The organism is Mucilaginibacter sp. A3364 (assembly GCF_059690715.1).
The window spans coordinates 186,000-202,035 of sequence record NZ_JCAWED010000003.1 but is presented as its reverse complement, the minus strand read 5'-3'; the positions used below and the strand labels follow the sequence as shown (position 1 = coordinate 202,035).

General features: G+C 43.9%; 13 protein-coding genes and 1 tRNA gene. 11 read left to right on the top strand and 3 right to left on the bottom strand.

Going from position 1 to position 16,036, the window contains the following annotated elements; translation table 11 throughout:
• Positions 1–177 precede the first annotated feature (177 nt).
• From AC59JT_RS19135 to AC59JT_RS19105, 7 genes are all read left to right on the top strand, one after another.
• Positions 178–1,197: an acyltransferase family protein gene (locus AC59JT_RS19135; RefSeq protein ID WP_497402112.1), complete on the top strand. Its 1,020-nt coding sequence runs from the start codon at positions 178–180 to the stop codon at positions 1,195–1,197.
• A 128-nt stretch (positions 1,198–1,325) separates the two neighbouring features.
• Positions 1,326–1,399: transfer RNA gene (locus tag AC59JT_RS19130), tRNA-Ala, on the top strand.
• Positions 1,400–1,747: 348 nt separating this feature from the next.
• Positions 1,748–7,102 (top strand): Ig-like domain-containing protein, encoded by a 5,355-nt coding sequence (locus AC59JT_RS19125; protein ID WP_497402109.1) that lies wholly within the window; start codon positions 1,748–1,750, stop codon positions 7,100–7,102.
• A gap of 689 nt (positions 7,103–7,791) precedes the next feature.
• Positions 7,792–8,997 (top strand): MFS transporter, encoded by a 1,206-nt coding sequence (locus AC59JT_RS19120; RefSeq protein WP_497402107.1) that lies wholly within the window; start codon positions 7,792–7,794, stop codon positions 8,995–8,997.
• A 255-nt stretch (positions 8,998–9,252) separates the two neighbouring features.
• Positions 9,253–9,435: a hypothetical protein gene (locus AC59JT_RS19115; RefSeq protein ID WP_497402102.1), complete on the top strand. Its 183-nt coding sequence runs from the start codon at positions 9,253–9,255 to the stop codon at positions 9,433–9,435.
• A 20-nt stretch (positions 9,436–9,455) separates the two neighbouring features.
• On the top strand, positions 9,456–9,608 hold the full coding sequence (locus tag AC59JT_RS19110) for a hypothetical protein (RefSeq protein WP_497402098.1): 153 nt from the start codon (positions 9,456–9,458) through the stop codon (positions 9,606–9,608).
• Between the two features lie 34 nt (positions 9,609–9,642).
• On the top strand, positions 9,643–9,789 hold the full coding sequence (locus AC59JT_RS19105) for a hypothetical protein (RefSeq protein WP_497402096.1): 147 nt from the start codon (positions 9,643–9,645) through the stop codon (positions 9,787–9,789).
• A gap of 78 nt (positions 9,790–9,867) precedes the next feature.
• On the opposite strand, the gene lpxB is transcribed toward AC59JT_RS19105, so the two are convergent.
• From lpxB to acs, 3 genes are all read right to left on the bottom strand, one after another.
• Positions 9,868–10,980, bottom strand: a complete 1,113-nt coding sequence (gene lpxB, locus AC59JT_RS19100) for a lipid-A-disaccharide synthase (protein WP_497402094.1) — start codon at positions 10,978–10,980, stop codon at positions 9,868–9,870.
• 1 nt (position 10,981) lies between these two features.
• Complete coding sequence (gene surE, locus AC59JT_RS19095) at positions 10,982–11,743, bottom strand: 5'/3'-nucleotidase SurE (protein WP_497402092.1); 762 nt, start codon at positions 11,741–11,743, stop codon at positions 10,982–10,984.
• A 133-nt stretch (positions 11,744–11,876) separates the two neighbouring features.
• A complete protein-coding gene (gene acs, locus AC59JT_RS19090; protein ID WP_497402090.1) occupies positions 11,877–13,778 on the bottom strand; it encodes an acetate--CoA ligase in 1,902 nt (633 codons plus the stop codon).
• A 294-nt stretch (positions 13,779–14,072) separates the two neighbouring features.
• Between acs and rpmB the strand changes: the two genes are divergently transcribed.
• The 4 genes from rpmB (at position 14,073) to ftsY (ending at position 15,984) form a co-directional block, all read left to right on the top strand.
• Entirely contained in the window at positions 14,073–14,306 is a 234-nt protein-coding gene (rpmB, locus tag AC59JT_RS19085) for a 50S ribosomal protein L28 (protein WP_144247620.1), read from the top strand.
• 104 nt (positions 14,307–14,410) lie between these two features.
• Positions 14,411–14,593, top strand: coding sequence for a 50S ribosomal protein L33 (gene rpmG, locus AC59JT_RS19080; RefSeq protein WP_497402089.1), 183 nt, complete (start codon positions 14,411–14,413; stop codon positions 14,591–14,593).
• A 77-nt stretch (positions 14,594–14,670) separates the two neighbouring features.
• Positions 14,671–14,832, top strand: coding sequence for a DUF4295 domain-containing protein (locus AC59JT_RS19075; protein WP_497402087.1), 162 nt, complete (start codon positions 14,671–14,673; stop codon positions 14,830–14,832).
• A gap of 186 nt (positions 14,833–15,018) precedes the next feature.
• Positions 15,019–15,984 carry a signal recognition particle-docking protein FtsY gene (gene ftsY, locus AC59JT_RS19070; protein WP_497402086.1) on the top strand — a complete coding sequence of 322 codons (966 nt, stop codon included), beginning with the start codon at positions 15,019–15,021 and terminating at the stop codon, positions 15,982–15,984.
• Positions 15,985–16,036 lie beyond the last annotated feature (52 nt).

Sequence of the window (16,036 nt, the reverse complement as noted above, 5' to 3'; positions counted from 1 at the left end):
GGTTATACAGCAGGAGGGGTATTTGGGCTTAAGTTATCTGCGTCCAAAAATGAGTTCCCCGGGTACCTGTTTTATTAATAGTGTTTTGCTGCCGCGAATTAGCTGCTATCGGCAGTGTCATTCAGGAGTGCATAAGCAGTTTATTATTTATTAATATCAAAACGTTATTATTGTAGTATGACAGCCTTAATCGCTAACGGCGCGCCGCCCAGGCATATCCCGGTTATAAACAGTTTAAGAGGAGTAGCTTCTTTGATGGTATGTTGTTATCATCTTATTTACGAGCCAGCAAACTTTCTTCAAAACACCCGTATTTTTCATCTTTCGCAGGCGGGTGCTTTGGGCGTACAGGTTTTTTTTATCATAACCGGGGTTGTAATCCCTATATCGCTTATTAACGGAAATTATACCTATAGGCTTTTAGGGCGGTTTATGTTAAAAAGGGTGGTTAGGATAGAACCGCCTTACCTGTTATCTATGCTTGTGGCTTTGCTGGTAATTGCACTATGCAATCAATTGGGGCACCGGTTGATGGCTTTTCCATCGGCAGAAAACTTGCTGATGCATTTAGGATATTTAATACCTTTTGTAAAAGAAAGTAACTGGCTCAATATTGTTTACTGGACGCTGGCGGTAGAGTTTCAGTTTTATTTGTTTATCAGTCTGGTGTTTCCGTTGATAAACAATAATAGCCTGGTTTTAAGGGCCGTCGGGTATATTGTAACTTTTGGTTTATGTTTGATCTTCCCTGACAAGAACTTTTTCTGCGCATGGCTACCATTGTTCATGATGGGTATATCCTACATTATTTGGCGATACAATAAAATTAATACGGCCGAATTTGGCATACTGATACTGGTATCAATTATTTCGAGTTATATATCGCTCAATTTATTGCTGACAGGCTGCGCCGTTATATCACTACTGGCCATTCATTTTTTGCAAAGCTTTAAAAACCGTATTGGCGAATTTTTGGGCGATATTTCCTATTCCCTTTACCTGACGCATGTTTTTTCGGGCCTGGTTTTAGTAAAGTTATGTGCTGTTTACACGCAATCGTTTTATTTAAAAATATTACTGGTTTTACTGGGGCTGGCTGTAAGTATAGCCTTTGCTTTTTTGTTTTACCTGGTGATAGAAAAACCGTCGAAACGGTTTGCCTCAAAAATTGTCCTGCAAAAGTTAAATAAAGTCTAAGTTGTTGTTTGTCAGTAATAAAGAATACTGGTAGTCAGTTTTTAGAAGCAATCAAATAATTGCCTGTTATCTTTTTTTTATATAAATTTTCAATTGAGCAACTTTTTGCTACTTTTGCCATCCTCAATGGGGGATTAGCTCAGCTGGCTAGAGCGCTTGCATGGCATGCAAGAGGTCATCGGTTCGACTCCGATATTCTCCACTTAAAACTTTAAAACCTGGTAGCGATACCGGGTTTTTTTGTGCGTTGTCGGGGCGTATCGTTCTTTCCAGATCAATAGGCTACTCTTATTCTCCACATCTTCCTGATAGTCTTTCACTAAGCCTTCTAAATTTGCCTCATTTCTTCAAAAAATGATATCCTTGTTTTAATATTTTACGTATAACGGTTGTGTATTTTTGTATTTACTGAAAAAATACCTATAGAAATCCCGGCTTTTGTAGTCAGTAGCTAGCAATAATACCGCTATTTGTCTTAATTTTGTTACTTGTTGCTGTTGTTTGATAGCCAGTTGTTTAAGTGTATTTAAGTGGCTATGTTAAAGAAGATATGAAGAAAGTATTACTCGTCTTATTTTTTTTATTGTCGATATCATTATTGGGATATAGTCAGTGTACGATAAGCGCATCCATTACGCCTTCAAATTCTGCTATTTGTTCGGGTAACCCCGTTGTTCTTACAGCTAATGCTACCAATGGTACCGCTCCTTTTAGGTATTACTGGACTACAGGCGAAACTACACAGTCAATTACGGTAAACAAGGAAGGTCCCTATTCCGTAACTATAACAGACGCGAACAATTGCCCGGCAACCTTTAATCAAAATATAACAAGTGCCAACATACCCGACCAGCCAATTACACCCGCCTCTGTAAACGCCTGCTTTAATCAACGTATAACAATTACAGTTTCGGGATCGCCCGGTACTTACCAGTGGTATGACGAAGCCGGTACGTTTAAGGGCAGCGGCGCTAATTTTGTTACAGATATTATTACCGCAAAAACTGTTTACTTGGTAGAAACCACTGTTAATGGCTGTACCAGTATACGCGTCCCTGTTCCGGTTTACCCCATCGCCGGGCCTGTTGGCAGCGGCCCCCCAACCTGTCCGGGTGGTACGGTAACATTAACCGCTACCGGGGCGGGTAGTTATGAGTGGTTTGATGCTCCTTCGGGTGGTAACAGTGTTGGCAAAGGCCCGAGTTTTACTACCCCCGTGCTGTTTGCATCGCGTACATATTATGTAGTGGGTACCACAAATAATAGCAACGGATCGCCTTGTACTAGCGATGCTATGCCTGTTGAGGCTAAAGTTTACAATGCTCCGTTGGCACCAACGGTTATCCCGCCTTCAGTTTGTGCAGGCTCATTCACCAACCTGCATGCCGAAACTAAGCCGGGCGATACCTTTAACTGGTACACTGTTGCCAACGGCGGCACACCATTTATATCCAGCCCCGATTATACCACGCCCGTGCTAAACTCAAGCGTAACTTATTATGTAGAGGCTGTAAGCCCGGAAGGATGCGTAGGGCCCAGGATAGCCGTACCGGTTACGGTTAATCCAATACCCCTTCCGCCAACGGCTCAACAGGTAGGGGTAGCCTGTTCCGGCGGGGTAGCAACCCTCACAGCCACAGCCCCCGGCGGAACCTATGTTTGGTATGACACCGAAACCAGTATAGTTTCGCTTTATACTGGCAATACTTTTATTACCCCGGTTTTAAACAGCTCCAGAACCTACTATGTTGAAGTTATCAGCGCGGCAGGCTGTACCAGCGCCCGTAAAGAGGTAGTTGTAACCGTAAGCCCTACCCCGGTTGCGCCGATAGTGTCGGGCCAAACCATTTGCGAAGGCAATACAGCAACCATAACCCCGGTAGGCCCCGGCGGTACGTACGAATGGTTTGACGCGGCAACAGGCGGCAATTTATTGTTTAGCGGGCCGGCCGGTTTTACTACACCGGTACTTACAACTACCACTACTTACTACGTTCAAACCAATGCCGGTGGTTGCATAAGCACCACACGCACAGCGGTAACTGTTACAGTGAACGCCACACCCGGGCCGCCAACACCGGGACCTGATCCCACAATATGTTCCGGCGAGACAGCTACACTTACAGCAACTGGTACGGGCACCGGTTATCAGTGGTATGATGCCGCAACCGGGGGTAATTTATTAGCGTCAACACAAAATTTTACTACGCCGGCTTTAACAGTTAGTACAACCTATTATGTGCAAACATCAAACGGGATTTGTCCAAGCACACGTAGCGCAGTTACCGTAACGGTTAACCCACTGCCTGCGATGCCGGCGGCAAGCGGCAAAACCATATGCGAAGGTACAAGCACTACTTTAAATGCTACGGGTGGTGCAGGTACATTTAATTGGTATGCTACAGCAAACAGCAATGCTATTTTGCATACCGGCAGTAGTTTTACTACACCCGCGCTTGGGTCAACCACTACTTATTATGTGGAGTTATTTAATGGTAGCTGTGGCAGTACACGCAGGCCGGTAACCGTAATTATTGTACCTACAGCCAATCAGTTTCAATATTCATCAGGTACTTATTGTCAAACAGCCACAAATCCTTCGCCAACTATAAACATTCCGGGAGGCACATTTAGTGCGCCGCCGGGTTTAGTTATTGATCCTTCAACCGGCGAGATTAACCTGGCCTCAAGTACGCTGGGTAGTTACACCGTTAGCTATAACGCCTGCGGTGTGTCAACAAATCAAATATCCATTGTACTGGTTCCTGACGCGGTATTTACCTATTCTGCATCAAATTTTTGCCAAGGCGGTGCAGATCAGGGGCCAATATTTACTAATCCAACCGGTACCCCGGGTGTTTTTTCATCATCGCCCGCAGGCATCAGGTTCACAAACGTCAATTCGGGCATAATTGACATGTCTAAAACATTGCCCGGTACTTACACTATAACTAATACTATTGACGCGGCCGGTGGTTGCCCAACGGTTAGCGCTTTTACCACTTTAACAATTGACCCGCGTGTGGTGGTTGATGCGGGGCCCAATCAATCTGTAGCAACCGGCATCCCTGCACAGTTAGCCGGTAGCGTAACCGGTGGCGCAACTACAGGTACATGGTCCGGTGGTTCGGGTACTTTTAGTAATAACGGTGACTTGAATGCCATTTATACACCGGGTGCCGGCGAAACTTCGGCAGTGCTAACTTTAACATCCGCAAACCCGGGGACTACCTGCGGGCCTGTTGCCGACCAGGTAACTATTACTTTTTCGCCCCCGCCGATGCCGCCAACGACTGACCCCGTTACGGCTATATGTGCAGGCACTTCTACCACATTAAATGCAAACGGCCCCGGCGGAACGTACCGTTGGTATGACGCGCTTAACGGCGGTAATTTATTAGGTACAGGCGCCAGCTTTATAACGCCCATAATCAGCGCTAATACTAATTTTTATGTATCAACTACCGTTGGTGGGATTGAGGGTAGCCGTGCTACTGTAACGGTGCCTGTTAATCCTTTGCCGCTTGAGCCAACTGTGACGCCGGCTGGCTTGGTTTGCTCAGGCAGCACAGCCACCCTTGTGGCCAGCGGCTCAACCGGCATTTACCAATGGTTTAACGTACCGGGAGGGCCCGTGCAATTTACCGGGGCCAGCTATACTACACCATCACTAACGGCTACTACGGTATTTTATGTGCGAACCATCGAAAATGGTTGTATAAGCCCGCTTAAACAGGTTGACGTAACAGTAAGCCCGCGGCCCACTATAACCAGCCCCGCAACCGCGACTATTTGTAGCGGCCTTGCTCAAAATTACCCCATAATTGCCGATCTGATTGGCACAACTTTTACTTGGGACAGGCCCGCTGTGGCCGGTAATACCGCATTGGTGGGGCAAACAGGTAGCACCATAACTGATATACTTACCAATACAACCGATGCTAACATAGTGGTTACCTATGTAATAACTCCCACGCTTAACGGTTGTGCGGGCACACCGTTTAATTACCAGGTAACAGTTTATCCGGCAGTGCAGATTACAAGTCCTAATACGGCTGTAGCTTGTAGCGGAACCAGTGTAAATTATCCAATCGGTATCAGCCCGTCATCGAGCCAAATTACCTGGCGAAGGGATGACGTTGCCGGCATATCTCCCAAAGCCGTGTCTGGCCAGGCTTCAAGAACAATTAGCGAGGCTTTGACAAATACAACCAACGCGCCCATTGATGTTACTTATGTAATTGACTATAAAACGGCTACCTGCGCAGGTGGCTCGTTTAACCTGACGGTGACCGTAAACCCACGGGTTAACATATCCACCCCTAACAAAGGAGTAGCTTGTGGCGGCGTGCCGCAAAATTATGTTATAGATTCAGATGTGCCTCTGGCGGTATATAGCTGGAGCCGGGCCGCTCAGCCTGATATTACGCCGGCGGTTGGTGGTAACACCAGTAAGGTTATAGATGAAGTGCTTACTAATACCACCAACGCGCCTATTGATGTCGTTTACGTTATAAATACGGTGGCAAATGGCTGTCAAACCGTGCCTTTTTTATATACTGTTACTGTAAATCCACAACCGCCAACACCGGATGCCAATAGCAACTCGCCAATTTGTAGTGGGAATGTGTTAAAGCTGTACAGTTCTTCAATTCTTGATCCGCCCGGGTCAATCTATAGCTGGGTAGGGCCTAACGGATTTACGTCTAACGAACGGTATCCTGTAATAAATAATGCAACGGTAGCTAATGCAGGCAGGTATACACTTACAATTACGCTCAATGGTTGCCCAAGCTTATCTGATCCCGTAGATGTTATTATTACAACCCCCTCGGTAGCCAATGCGGGCGCCGATATGACCATATGCCCAACAACTACCGGTTTTGATATAGTCGGAACTGTCACCGGGGGAAGTTCAACCGGTAATTGGAAAACGACTACCAATGGCACTTTTGCTATGCCTTCTTTTGAGTTGATAAACAGGTATATACCTTCTCCGCAGGAAATAGCTTCCGGTTCGGTTCGGCTCACGCTAACCTCTACCAGTACCGACGATTGTATACCATCGGTTGATGAATTGCTTATTACGTTTGGCCCGGTACCGGCTGCCGATGCCGGGGGAGACAAGCCGGTTTGTCCCCAGTTTCCGGTACCGCTTAACGGAAGAATACTTATACCTGGGAATGGTAGCTGGAGTGCTGTTACAGGTACGGGTACGTTTTACTATGGCGGGGTGCCTGATAATACACAAATCAATGGTATGCCAAGTCCCGAATACCGGCCCAGCCCGGCAGATATTGCAGCTGGGTCTGTTACACTCAGGTTAACTGCTAACACTACCGATATCTGTTACACCCCTGCTGATGATGTGGTGATAACATTTGAGCCGCCGCCAACTGTAAACGCAGGAGGCGTGAGGTATGTGCTTGAAAATAAAACCATAACGCTTAATCCAACAGTTAGCGATGAAAATGTAACTTATGATTGGAAACTGCCTGATGGTAGCCCCGCAACAGGTTTGACTAATAGCACCAGTAAAAACCCAACAGTTACAGGTATTGTAGATATTACTTACCGATTAACCGTTACCAATAACCGCAACTGTAGCAGCTTTAGCGATGTATTGGTTAGGGTAGCTACCGAAGTCGTTGCTCCGAACACCTTTACCCCTAATAATGATGGCGTGAATGATGTGTGGGAGGTAAAAGGCCTGGTGGCTTATGAAGAGGCTGCCATAGATATTTATAACCGTTACGGGCAAAAGGTTTATAGTAGTATTGGCTACAGCAAGCCCTGGGACGGTACTCAAAATGGCAAGCCTGTACCTGTGGGCACCTATTACTATGTAATAAACACGCATGTGTTTGATATGAAGTACAGCGGATATGTAGCCGTTATCAGGTAATCATCAATTTTATTCCATTAACTATTAAGCTGCATTGATTTAATGTGGAGGTAATATTGGTTTACTTATTTCGCGGTTTATAAAAAGTATAAAAACAAAACAAGTAAGGCTCCTGATGGGCAGGAGCCTTTACTAAACCAATTATAAACCTAAATTATGAGAAGACAATTTTAATATGCTTTGGAGATATTCTCTCTGTTTGCATGGTGTAAAGGTAACACTAACATTTAATATGTGCAAATTTATTTTTGTAATTTTTTTGTAAAATACTAGAAGTGGCTAATGTGAATGTTAAAATTATTACTAAAACGTTGTAATAGTGATAATTTTAATTTATTTAGCCTTGTTTTTGGCTTTTTTATATTTATTTAATGGTTTAATGGCAGTATTAAGTTTACCTTATGTGCATAAAGTGAAGTATTTTTGGTGTTTTTAACTGATAAAAATTAAATTATTGTTAATTATTTATGTTTTTAAGTAGTTTTTAATTGATTTTGTAGTTTTTTAACTCCTTGTAGGAATGTTTTTATTGTTCAATTGGCTATTTGGCCTTAAAAAAATCACAAAATATAGTTTTGTTTGATTTTTAACGAACTTAAAAAAACATACAGCAAACAAAAAATTACCTAAACTATACATTAATCTTCCCCGTCTTTCTCATTTTTGCGGCTCATAAGCATCCACAATTAATGAGTTCGGTACAAAATCATCAACAAAAATCTCAGCTTACTACACTTACCTTATGGGTTATGACTATAGCAACAGGCCTGGTTGTAGCAAACTTGTATTATAACCAACCTTTACTGGCGGATATTGCCCGCACCTTTAACATCAGCAGCGCTAAGGCCGGCAAAGTTGCTGTGCTTACCCAGATAGGTTATGCCGTAGGGATATTTTTTGTGATCCCGCTGGCAGATATGTATGAGCGTAAAAAGCTAATGTTGATAGTTTTCGCTTTCGTGGTTTTGTTTTTAATACTGGCAGGGGCGGCACCAAGTATCACCGCATTGATAATAGCCAGCTTTTTTATTGGCGCTTCATCCATTATTCCCCAAATGTTAATACCTATGGCCGCCCACCTGGCCAATCCTAACGAGCGCGGCAAAAAAATAGCATTCGTAATGAGCGGGCTGTTAATAGGCATCCTGCTGTCGAGAACCTTGAGCGGTTTCATAGGCGCGCATTTCGGTTGGCGCAGTATGTTTTATATCGCCGCCGGTATGATGGTGGTGATGTGGGCGCTCATCTATTTTTTATTGCCAGCAGTAGCACCCGAATATAAAGGCACTTACAAAACGCTCATGCTATCCCTGGTGCACCTAGTGCGTAGTGATGCCCGCCTGCGTTTGGCTGCTCTGCGCGGTGCTTTATGCTTCGCCGGGTTCAGCGCTTTTTGGAGCACCTTGTCGTTTCTGCTCAATCAAAATTTTCATCTAGGTGCCGATGCTGCCGGCATGTTTGGCGTAGCGGGAGCCTTTGGCGCGTTGGCCGTTGGAGCCATGGGGAGACTAAGTGATAAAACTGATCCTTATCATTTATCAACCATAACGCTGGTGCTGGTTATTGTATCGTTTGTGGTGTTCTGGTTTTCGGGCTTAAGTATGATAGGGTTAATTGTAGGTGTTATATTAATGGATATGGGCGTGCAGGCTACGCACATTTCAAACCAGGCTATCATATTCGCTTCCAATCCCGCGGCGCGCAATCGTATTAATACTATATATATGGTAACTTATTTTATTGGCGGCGCATTGGGCACTTATGCAGCTACCCAGGTTTGGTATTTTTACCAATGGAGTGGTGTGTGTGCAATTGGTGTGGTGTTATCAACCATTGCTTTAATCATGCATCTACTTAATCGTAAAAAAATAGCGAGCGCGCCCACCGTCGCTTAAGTCTGTTCTGTAGCGCACAACTGTGTGCGGTTTTAGTACAAGTGTATAGTGTCCACTACTGTATACACTCGCGGTGTTCTGTTTTTCTCTACATTTTTATGTTTTCGCGCCAGCGATATTTTGTGTTGTAAATACTTTGTTTTCAGCCAAATACAGCCAATTGTAAAATATTTCTGTTTTTGAAATGACTTTTTTATCGGCTGCGCCAAACTTTGGCACCAGATTGGGATAGTACATATCAAACGAATCAATATCATGGTTACTAACGATAAAAAACCGGACGAAGCAAAGGAGAAAGAGTGGGAGAATCCACAGGCTCCTGAAAAGTCGACCGACGACCGTGATAAGGAGCAATTGTTAAGGCAGTACAAAGAGGCTAAACGCAGGCATGACAACCTGAACGAGCCTGAAGAGAATGAAACAGAACCAAAAAACTAAAAATATTTAAACTATACGTTATGAAAAATTCAAGAAAACCAGCAGTTAGCAAATTAGTAGCCCGTTTTGACAACGAGTTGTTAAACATTATCATGAGCGACTTAAAAGCTATCCGCGGCGCTAAAAATAATTTTTTAAAAGCTATTAAAAACGAGCAATTATCAGTTGCCTAAACCATAAGTTTAACCACATCACCTACATCTACCTATGAAAACTTTACAGCAACCCGCCACCAGTAAATTAGTTAAGCGTTTTGATAACGAATTGAAAAAACTGTTAATGGAAGATCTAAAAGCTTTCAGGGCCAAAACACAATTCACGCGCAACAACCAGGCTCAAGCTAAGGCTGCCTGATCAACATATAACATCTACCTATAAAAATCTATCTTCTATCCTATGAAAACGTAAGGCTTTCGGACTATTCCGGGAGCTTTATTTTTTTGAAGCGTACTTTAGGATAAACTCCGCTGTTTTGGCCGATGCGCCCGGGGTGCCCATCTTTTCGTCCAGCACCAAATAATCATTCAGCATGCGGCGGCGGTAGTTTTCGTTATTGAGGATCTGGTCCAGTTCGTCGCCAATTCGCTCGGTGTTGCAGTCTTCTTGTATCAGCTCTTTAACTATCCCACGATCCATGATCAGGTTTACCAGTGATATGAATTTGATCTTCACCACCAACCGTGCAATGCCAATCGAAATTGGGTTTCCTCTATAAACTACTACCTGTGGTACATGAAATAGAGCAGTCTCCAGCGTAGCCGTGCCCGATGCCACCACAGCCGCGTGCGCGTTGCTCAAAATATCGTAGGTGGCATTAAATATTACCGGTATATTTTTGCTCTGGATGTATTGCTGGTAAAAGTCAATCTTAAACGATGGCGCACCTGCTATCACAAACTGATAATCGGAGAACTGATCGACAACGCTTAACATCAGAGGTAGCAGATAGTCAATTTCCTGCTTGCGGCTGCCGGGTAGTAGGGCTATAATTTTTTTGTCGCCAATTTGCTGGCGCGATAGAAATTGGGTATCGGGTTTAAAAGTACTCACGGCATCCAGCAGGGGATTACCTACATAATCAACCTTCATGCCCCATTCCTTGTAAAAATCAACTTCGAAGGGTAAAATGCAAAACAGATGGTCGACAATGCGTTTTATTTTCAATACCCTTTTCTGGTTCCAGGCCCAAACTTTGGGGGATATGTAGTAATATACCGGTAGGTTGTGTTGCTTGGCGTAGTCGGCTATTTTTAGGTTAAAGCCGGGGAAATCTATCAGTATCAATACATCAGGCTGGTAGGCGCTGATGTCTGTCTTGCATAGTTTCAGATTTTTTAAAATAGTTGGCAGGTTGGCTATCACTTCAAAAAAGCCCATGAAGGCCATGTCGGCATAATGCTTAACCAGCGTACCGCCCTCGGACTGCATCAAATCGCCACCAAAAAAACGAAACTCGGCCTGCGGGTCGCGTTTCTTTAGCTCTTTCATTAAGTTGGCCCCGTGCAGATCGCCCGAAGCCTCGCCGGCCACCAGGTAGTATTTCATTCTATACGTTAAATTTCCAGCTATTTAGGGTTGGTATAGCGTGATGAGCGGTCATATCAAATTGAATGGGTACGATGGATGTGTAATTATTCTCCAGCGCCCATGAGTCGGTATCCTGCCCCTGGTCGTTTAATTGAAAAACGCCGGTAAGCCAGTAGTATGGGCGTTTGTATGGGTCTAAACGCTCATCAAATTCCTCGGCCCATTTGGCGTTGGCTTGCCTGCAGACCTTTACACCTTTGATCTCACCCTTCGGGAAGTTTACGTTCAGCAAAGTAGCCGTTGGCATGCCATGCTCTAAAACCTGCAGCGCGATTTGCTTTAGGTATTTAAGGCAGTGGTCGAAATTTGCCTGCCAGGTGTAATCATCCAGCGAAAAACCTATTGACGGAATGCTCTCAATAGCTCCCTCAACCGCCGCCGACATGGTGCCTGAGTACAACACATTAATGCCATTATTCAAGCCATGGTTAATGCCCGACACACACAGGTCGGGCTTTTTGCCCTTAAATATTTTGGTAACTGCCAGCTTCACACAATCAACCGGGGTGCCCGAGCAGCTGTACATTTCAATGCCTTCATAAATATCAACCTTATCTAAACGCAGTGGCTTGCCTATGGTAATAGCATGCCCCATACCCGACTGCGGGCTATCCGGCGCTACCACAACCACGCGGCCAATCTCTTTCATTACATGCATCAAAGCTTTTATACCGGGGGCGGTAATACCGTCGTCGTTTACTACTAGTATGGTGGGTTTCATTGAGGCAAAATTACGGGTTTTGTAGGAGAGTCAAGAATCAAGAGCCAAGAATCAAGATTTTGATCAAAAATAAAAAGAGCCAAAAGGATTACACCCTCTTGGCTCTTGGTTCTTAACTCTTGATTCTATCTTTCTACAAAGCTCCCGCCTTGATTTCCTCCACCACAGCCGGATCCAACAGCGTAGAAGTATCACCCAAATTACTGGTATCCCCTTCGGCTATCTTACGCAATATTCTGCGCATAATTTTGCCCGAGCGGGTTTTAGGCAGGCCGCTTACAAACTGGATCTTATCGGGTTTAGCAATAGCGCCTATGATGCGGGCCACGGTCATTACTATATCTTTTCGCGTGAGCTCATCATCGCCATGTTTGCCCGGGCACACTACAAAGGCGTATACGCCTTGTCCTTTTATATCATGCGGGTAGCCAACCACAGCCGATTCAACTACCGTGCTGTGCATATTAATAGCGTTCTCCACCTCGGCTGTACCAATGCGGTGACCGGATACATTCAACACATCGTCTACGCGGCCGGTAATGCGGTAATAACCATCTTCATCGCGCATACAGCCGTCGCCCGTGAAGTACAGGTTTTCGTAGGTTGAAAAATAGGTGGTGCGACAGCGCTCATGGTCGCCATACGTAGTGCGCAGCATTCCCGGCCACGGAAACTTGATACACAAGTTACCATTAACGCCGTTGCCTGTAATTTCCTGGCCGTTCTCGTCAACCAAAATAGGTTGTACGCCCGGCAGGGGCAGGGTGGCAAAACTTGGTTTAAGCGGCGTAACGTTAGCTATTGGCGATATCATGAAACCGCCGGTTTCGGTTTGCCACCAGGTGTCAATAATAGGGCATTTGCCATGGCCTATCTTTTCATCAAACCAGTGCCAGGCTTCCTCGTTAATAGGTTCGCCTACAGATCCTAGTTTGGTTAGCGAGCTTAGGTCCTTACCCTGCACCACTTCATCGCCAAAGCTCATTAACGAGCGAATAGCGGTAGGGGCGGTGTATAATATGTTCACCTTAAATTTCTCTACAATTTCCCAAAGGCGACCGGGGCTAGGATAAGTAGGTATACCTTCAAACATCACACTGGTAGCTCCCTGTGTAAGCGGACCGTAAGCTATGTACGAGTGACCGGTTATCCAGCCAATATCTGCGGTACAGAAATAAACCTCGCCGGGGTTATATTGGAAAGCGGTTTTAAAAGTATAACCTGTATAAACCATGTAACCACCGCAGGTATGCACCACGCCCTTAGGCTTGCCTGTTGAGCCTGATGTATACAGAATGAATAGCATATCCTCAGCGTCCATCTCTTCAGCCGGGCAGGCTACATTGCCTTGGGTTTCTACTTTTTTGATCTCGTCTTCCCACCACACGTCACGACCTTTGATCATCGAAACAGGTGTGCGGGTACGGGTTAATACTATGGTTTTTTGTACCGACGGGCACTGTACCAAAGCATCGTCAATAATTGATTTTAGCGGTACTTCTTTATTGCCGCGGAAACTACCATCGGCAGTAATTACAATATTACAGGTAGCATCCTTAATACGGTCGGCGATGGATTGTGCCGAAAAACCGCCGAACACCACCGAGTGAATAGCGCCAATACGCGCGCAGGCCAAAACGGCAATAGCCAACTCAGGCACCATGGGCATATATATGCAAATGCGGTCGCCTTTTTTGGCGCCGTTGTTTTTTAATACATTGGCAAACTGGCAAACCTTATCATGCAGTTGGCGATAGGTAAGTATACGGTGATCTTCTTTCGGATCGTTAGGTTCCCAGATGATGGCGGGAGTATCCCCATTTTTTTCTAAATGGCGGTCGAGGCAGTTCTCGGTAATGTTGAGTTTGGCGCCTTGAAACCACTTAATGTTAGGCTCTTTAAAGTTCCAATCCAGTACCTTGTCCCATTTTTTCTTCCATAAAAAGTTATCGGCAATGCCGGCCCAAAAATCCTCGGGCTGCTCAACACTGTGTTTGTAGACCTCTTTATATTGGTCGAACGATGTAATTCTCATAAATAAATAATTGGTGGGCGTAAATTAGTAATTTATACCGAAGTGCGATGAAAAATTCGTCCATAAATATGATATTTTTATGCTTGCTAAATTGATTTAGTAAACTAAGCGTTGTTTCGCAGTTTAACGGCGGTATTCAGGCACTTGGTGGCAAAGCCCTCGGCATTCAAAAAACGGTTCAGGTACAGCTTTTTAAATAATTTCAAATATTTTCAAAACACAGTTGCCTAATTGATTTTAAATCCTGATATTTGCACACTCTTTTAATAAAAGGGCGATTAAAAAATATTTGTCATGTCAAGAATTTGTGATCTAACAGGAAAAGCGTCAATAGTTGGTAACAACGTTTCTAACTCAAACCGTAAAACTAAACGCAGGTTTCATCCAAACTTAAAACTTAAAAAGTTTTATATACCTGAAGAAGATAAATGGATTACTTTAAAAGTATCTACTTCTGCTGTTAAAACTATCAGCAAAAACGGTATAACAGCTTGTATCAACAAGTTTGTAAAAAAAGGATATATATAGTAGTTAAACGTTAAATGTTTTACGTTATACGTAAGGCTACAACGGTAACTTCAATTTAAAATAACGTAAAACGTACCACGTAATACGTATAACATAATAAGAAGATGGCTAAGAAAGGTAATAGAGTTCAGGTGATTTTAGAGTGTACAGAGCACAAAACTACTGGCTTGCCAGGTATGTCTCGTTACATTACCACCAAGAACAAGAAAAACACAACCGAAAGATTGGAGTTGAAAAAATTCAACCCGGTTTTGCGTAAAGTAACTGTTCACAAAGAAATTAAGTAGTAAGTACTCAGTTTTGAGTTGTGAGTATTGAGTATTAACTCAAAACTTAAAACTCAATACTCATAACATTAACAAACATGGCAAAGAAAGTAGTTGCAACCCTAAAAACTGGTCAGGGTAAAGAATATTCAAAAGTTATTACAATGGTTAAGTCGCCTAAAACCGGTGCTTACTCATTCAAAGAAGTAATTGTACACAACGATCACGTTAAAGACGCGATTGCTGGTAAAGCTCAGTAATTATCTTTGATAAAAATATAGAAGCCGTCTTGTACATAACGAGAGGGCTTTTTTATTGATGTGCAAATGTGCGGATGTGCAGATATGCAAATGTTGAACTGAATAATACATTCATTTGATATTTGTTAATTTGTAAACCACCATATTTGCACATTTGCATATCTGCACATTTACACATCCGCACACATGGGACTATTTGATTTTTTTAAGAAAAAAGAAAGCACACCGCAGGAGCAGGAAGCGCTTGATGCCGGTTTAGAAAAAACCAAGGATAGCTTTTTTTCAAAAATTACCAAGGCAGTAGCCGGTAAATCAACCGTTGATGATGATGTGCTGGATGAGCTGGAAGAAGTGCTGGTAACATCAGATGTGGGTGTGAAAACCACCTTGAAGATCATTGAGCGTATACAGGCTCGTGTTACGCGCGATAAATACGTAAGCACTACCGAACTAAATGGTTTGCTGCGCGATGAGATCCAACAACTGCTTGCCGAGAATAACAGTAACGATTTTTCAAGCTTTGAGTACGGTAGCCACAAGCCTTATGTTATTATGGTAGTGGGTGTTAATGGCGTGGGCAAAACTACCACCATTGGCAAGCTTGCCAAAAAGTTAAAAGAGGCCGGTAACCAGGTAGTATTAGGCGCAGCCGATACTTTCCGCGCCGCGGCGGTTGACCAGATCAAACTTTGGGGCGAACGTGTAGGTGTTAAGGTTGTGGCGCAGGCCATGGGTTCTGATCCTGCTTCGGTAGCTTTTGATACTTTAAAATCTGCCGTTGCCAATGGCGATGATGTGGCTATTATTGATACTGCCGGCCGTTTACACAACAAGGTTGGGTTGATGAACGAGCTGACTAAGATCAAAAATGTAATGGAGAAGGTAGTACCCGGCGCCCCGCATGAAATATTGCTGGTGCTGGATGCTTCTACAGGCCAAAACGCTATTGAGCAATGCAAGCAATTTACCGAAGCCACCGCCGTTAACGCTTTGGCACTAACTAAGTTGGATGGTACAGCCAAAGGTGGTGTAGTAATAGGAATATCAGACCAGTTTAAAATACCGGTAAAATATATAGGAGTGGGTGAAGGCGCAGATCAATTGCAGTTATTCGATAGAAAAGCCTTCGTTGATTCCCTGTTCAAGGACTAAAAAAGGATTTGTTATTCTTCGCTATCGCTCAGAATGACAAAAGTGAAAAAGA